General features: G+C 71.6%; 5 protein-coding genes. All 5 read left to right on the plus strand.

Translation table 11 applies throughout. The annotated features are described in order from the left end of the window. Window positions 1-32: 32 nt before the first annotated feature. Window positions 33-968: an A/G-specific adenine glycosylase gene (locus HLK59_RS48175; protein ID WP_171148020.1), complete on the plus strand. Its 936-nt coding sequence runs from the start codon at window positions 33-35 to the stop codon at window positions 966-968. Window positions 969-1,204: 236 nt separating this feature from the next. Further along, complete coding sequence (locus HLK59_RS48180) at window positions 1,205-1,747, plus strand: SigE family RNA polymerase sigma factor (RefSeq protein ID WP_046263315.1); 543 nt, start codon at window positions 1,205-1,207, stop codon at window positions 1,745-1,747. Further along, a complete protein-coding gene (locus HLK59_RS48185; protein ID WP_171148021.1) occupies window positions 1,732-2,490 on the plus strand; it encodes a hypothetical protein in 759 nt (252 codons plus the stop codon). The genes HLK59_RS48180 and HLK59_RS48185 overlap by 16 nt, the downstream gene beginning before the upstream one ends. A gap of 115 nt (window positions 2,491-2,605) precedes the next feature. After that, on the plus strand, window positions 2,606-3,310 hold the full coding sequence (gene cseB, locus HLK59_RS48190) for a two-component system response regulator CseB (RefSeq protein ID WP_171148022.1): 705 nt from the start codon (window positions 2,606-2,608) through the stop codon (window positions 3,308-3,310). Window positions 3,311-3,321: 11 nt separating this feature from the next. Then, window positions 3,322-4,665 (plus strand): two-component system sensor histidine kinase CseC, encoded by a 1,344-nt coding sequence (gene cseC / locus HLK59_RS48195; RefSeq protein WP_171148023.1) that lies wholly within the window; start codon window positions 3,322-3,324, stop codon window positions 4,663-4,665. Window positions 4,666-4,788: the final 123 nt, after the last annotated feature.

The following is a 4,788-nucleotide window of genomic DNA, read 5'->3' on the forward strand; positions in this document are numbered from 1 at the left end:
CCCCCTCCCCCGCATGGCAGGATCGGAAGGCCATGACTGCGCCCACGAAGCCCCCGCACAGCAGCCCCTCCGACGCCCTCTCCGAGTCCCCCGGCGGAGAGCACCTGCACACCCCCGTCATCGACTGGTTCGACGAGCACGCCCGCGATCTGCCGTGGCGACGCCCTGAGGCCGGACCGTGGGGGGTGATGGTCAGCGAGTTCATGTTGCAGCAGACGCCGGTCAGCCGCGTCCTGCCGGTGTACGAGCAGTGGCTGGCCCGCTGGCCGCGCCCCGCCGACCTCGCCGCGGAGGCCCCCGGCGAAGCCGTACGCGCGTGGGGCCGGCTCGGCTATCCGCGGCGCGCCCTGCGCCTGCACGGGGCGGCCGTCGCGATAACCGAACGGCACGGCGGCGACGTACCCACCGACCATTCCCAGCTCCTCGCGCTGCCCGGTATCGGGGAGTACACGGCCGCGGCGGTCGCCTCCTTCGCCTACGGGCAGCGGCACGCGGTTCTCGACACCAATGTCCGGCGCGTCTTCGCGCGGGCCGTCGCCGGCGTGCAGTACCCGCCCAACGCCACCACCGCCGCCGAACGCAAGCTGGCCCGAGCCCTGTTGCCGCAGGAGGAGCGGACGGCCGCCCGCTGGGCCGCCGCCTCCATGGAGCTCGGCGCGCTGGTGTGCACCGCCAGGAACGAGTCCTGCCACCGCTGTCCGATCGCCGCCCAGTGCGCCTGGCGGCTCGCGGGCAAGCCGGAGCACGACGGTCCGCCGCGGCGCGGACAGACGTACGCCGGTACCGACCGCCAGGTCCGCGGCAAGCTCCTCGCCGTCCTGCGCGAGGCCCACGCGCCCGTGCCGCAGGCCGCGCTGGACCGGGTGTGGCACGAGCCGGTGCAGCGCGCGCGGGCACTCGACGGACTCGTCGCGGACGGGCTCGTGGAGCCCCTGTCCGGTGGTTTGTATCGGCTGCCGTTGACGTAACAGCACCACCCCACACCACCAAATCACTCTGAACCGGCGCTATTCGGTGCGCCGGTTTACCCCTTTCCTACTTCCGTTACACAACCGACGGACAGCCGAGCGCTGGCCGCGCGCTGTCCCGCACAGCCCCGTGACAACTGCTCCGTAGCTTCATTGGCGTACCGCAGGAGAGCGGCACACAGGCAATGGAGAACCGGCAGCGGGCGGGTCGGAAACGGGGATGGAGGCGGTCGATCATGGCGCAGGGCGAGGTGCTCGAGTTCGAGGAGTACGTCCGCACCCGGCAGGACGCGTTGCTGCGCAGCGCCCGTCGCCTGGTCCCGGACCCGGTCGATGCCCAGGACCTCCTCCAGACGGCGCTGGCGCGGACGTACCACCGCTGGGACGGCATCGCGGACAAGCGGCTCGCGGACGCCTACCTGCGCAGGGTCATGATCAACACCCGTACCGAGTGGTGGCGGGCCCGCAAGCTGGAGGAAGTGCCCACCGAGCAGCTCCCGGACGCCTCGGTCGACGACGCCACCGAGCAGCACGCGGACCGCGCCCTGCTGATGGACATCATGAAAGTGCTCGCCCCGAAGCAGCGCAGCGTCGTCGTCCTGCGACACTGGGAGCAGATGTCCACGGAGGAGACGGCCGCCGCCCTCGGCATGTCGGCCGGAACGGTCAAGAGCACGCTGCACCGGGCCCTCGCCAGGCTCCGCGAGGAGCTGGAGAGCCGTGATCTGGACGCACGCGCGCTGGAGCGTGAGGAGCGGGAGCGTTGCACGGCGGCCTGACCGACGCGGACCCCTCACCGGGCCGGGGCACCTTGCAGGCGGCGTTCACGGCAGTGGCCGTGCTCGCCGCCCTCGCCCTTTTCGTCTCCGCCTGCGCCACCGGCGGCACCGGCACCCGTGACGAGGGGCCGGCTTTCGTCGAGTCCTCGTCGAGCACCGACATGGCGGCAGGCGGCGCCGCGCGCTCGACCGGGCCCTCCAGCGCCCCGGCCGCCGCGCCCACTTCCTACGCGTCCGACTCCGGCCCCGACTCCGGCGCGCTGAGCCACACGGCAGCGGCCAAGCTGGTCAAGAGCGACCCGCTGGTCTCGGCGGAGGTCAAGGACGACCTCAAGCCGTGCGTCGCGGACGAGTACCCGCTCGACGTGGCCTACGGCGATCTGACCGGAGGCACGTCGGACGACATCGTGGTCAACGTGCTGACCTGCGGCGACGGCGTCGGTGTCGGCTCGTACGTGTATCACGAGGAGGGTGGTGCGTACGAGAATGTGTTCAGCGCCGAGGAGTCCCCGGTCTACGCGGAGATAGACAGCAGCGGCAACCTGGTGGTGAGCAGGCAGTTGTACGAGAAGGGCGACCCGGTGTCGAGCCCGTCCGGCGAGGACGTGATCACCTACCGGTGGTCGTCGGCGGGCCACTTCGTCAAAGTGCGGTACGCGCACAATGAGCTCGGCGACCTGGGCCCCACCCCGTCGCCATCGACGCCGCCATCGACATCGCCATCGATATCGCCGTCGGAGTGAACCGATCGGCTCCCTCGATCCGATCCCCCATCGACAGCACGACTTCCCACCGGACAACCTCCCACCAGACGCCCCCATAGACAGCGACAGCGACACGAGGACAGAGAGCAGCGGGATGGCAGACCAGACCCACGTTCTGTTCGTCGAGGACGACGACGTCATCCGCGAGGCCACCCAACTCGCCCTGGAGCGGGACGGCTTCGCGGTCACCGCCATGCCCGACGGGCTGTCGGGCCTGGAGGCGTTCCGCGCCGACCGCCCCGACATCGCCCTGCTGGACGTCATGGTCCCGGGCCTGGACGGCGTCAGCCTGTGCCGGCGCATCCGGGACGAGTCGACCGTGCCGGTGATCATGTTGTCGGCGCGCGCGGACTCGATCGATGTGGTGCTGGGCCTGGAGGCGGGCGCCGACGACTACGTCACCAAGCCGTTCGACGGTGCCGTGCTGGTCGCCCGTATCCGCGCGGTGCTGCGCCGCTTCGGGCACGCGGGCGGCGGCGACCGCTCCGAGGAGACCGGCGCCGCGGCCGACGGCGGGGTGCTGACCTTCGGCGAGCTGGAGATCGACACCGAGGGCATGGAGGTGCGCCGGGCCGGGGAGCCGGTGGCCCTCACCCCGACCGAGATGCGACTGCTCCTGGAGTTCTCCTCCGCGCCGGGCACGGTCCTGTCGCGGGACAAGCTCCTGGAGCGCGTGTGGGACTACGGCTGGGGCGGTGACACCCGCGTCGTCGACGTCCATGTGCAGCGACTGCGTACGAAGATCGGCCAGGACCGGATCGAGACGGTCCGCGGTTTCGGCTACAAGTTGAAGGCCTGAGCGAGGCGGACATGCGGGGGAATCTTCGGCGCCTGGTCCCGGCGCGGCTGGAGCGTACGGGTATCCGTACGGGACTGAGATGGAAGCTCAGCGCGGCCATCGCGCTGGTCGGCGCGCTGGTCGCGATCGCGCTGAGCCTGGTCGTGCACAACGCCGCCCGGGTCTCGATGCTGGACAACGCCCGCGACCTCGCCGACGAACGCATCCAGATCGCCCAGAACAACTACGAGAAGACCGGTCTGGCGAACTTCCCCCACGTCGAGAAGAACGACTCGTCGCTGCCGCTGCCACTGCGGGACAAGGTCGAACAGGGGCGCCGGGCGACCTATGTGACGGACGGGCCGGGCGGGACGCCGGACATCTGGGCGGCCGTACCGGCCAAGGACGGCAATGTGCTGTCCCTGCACACCGGGTTCACCGACCGCAGCACCGACATCCTCAAGGACCTGGACCAGGCCCTGGTGATCGGCTCCATCGCGGTCGTCCTCGGCGGCAGCGCGCTCGGCGTGCTCATCGGGGGCCGGCTGTCGAGCCGGCTGCGCAAGGCCGCGGCCGCCGCGAACGAGGTCGCCAGCGGTGAGTCGGACGTGCGGGTGCGGGACGCGATCGGCGGGGTCGTACGGGACGAGACGGACGACCTCGCGAGCGCCGTGGACGCCATGCGGGAGGCGTTGGAGCAGCGCCTGGAGGCGGAGCGGCGGGTCACCGCGGACATCGCGCACGAGCTGCGGACCCCGGTGACCGGTCTGCTGACCGCGGCCGAACTGCTGCCGCCGGGCCGGCCGACCGAGCTGGTCCTGGACCGGGCGAAGGCCATGCGCACGCTCGTCGAGGACGTCCTGGAGGTGGCCCGACTGGACAGCGCGTCCGAGCGCGCGGAGCTGCAGGACATCCTGCTGGGCGAGTTCGTCTCCCGGCGGGTGATGGCGAAGGACCCGGAGATCGACGTCCGGGTGGTGCACGAGTCGATGGTCACGACGGATCCGCGGCGCCTGGAGCGGGTGCTGTTCAACCTGCTCGCCAACGCCGCCCGGCACGGCAGACCGCCCATCCAGGTCACCGTCGAGGGCCGGGTCATCCGGGTCCGCGACCACGGCCCCGGGTTCCCCGAGAACCTCCTCGCCGAGGGACCCAGCCGCTTCCGCACCGGCAGCAGCGACCGAGCGGGCCACGGCCACGGCCTCGGCCTGACCATCGCAGCCGGCCAGGCCCGAGTCCTGGGCGCCCGACTGACCTTCCGCAACATCCGCCCCCCAGGCGCCCCCGAGGGCGTCCCGGCAGAGGGCGCGGTGGCCGTCCTGTGGCTACCGGAACACGCACCGACAAACACGGGAAGCCACCCGATGATGCCGTAGAGCCCTACATCCATCGGCCACTGAACCCCCCACCTGCCCGCGGGGGGCTGCACCTCTCAACGCCGCCTCGACATCTCCAAGCCCGCCCGACGCTCGAAACCAAGGGCTCGCCATCCCGACCCC

Source organism: Streptomyces sp. S3(2020) (genome assembly GCF_013044505.1).
Taxonomy (GTDB): domain Bacteria; phylum Actinomycetota; class Actinomycetes; order Streptomycetales; family Streptomycetaceae; genus Streptomyces.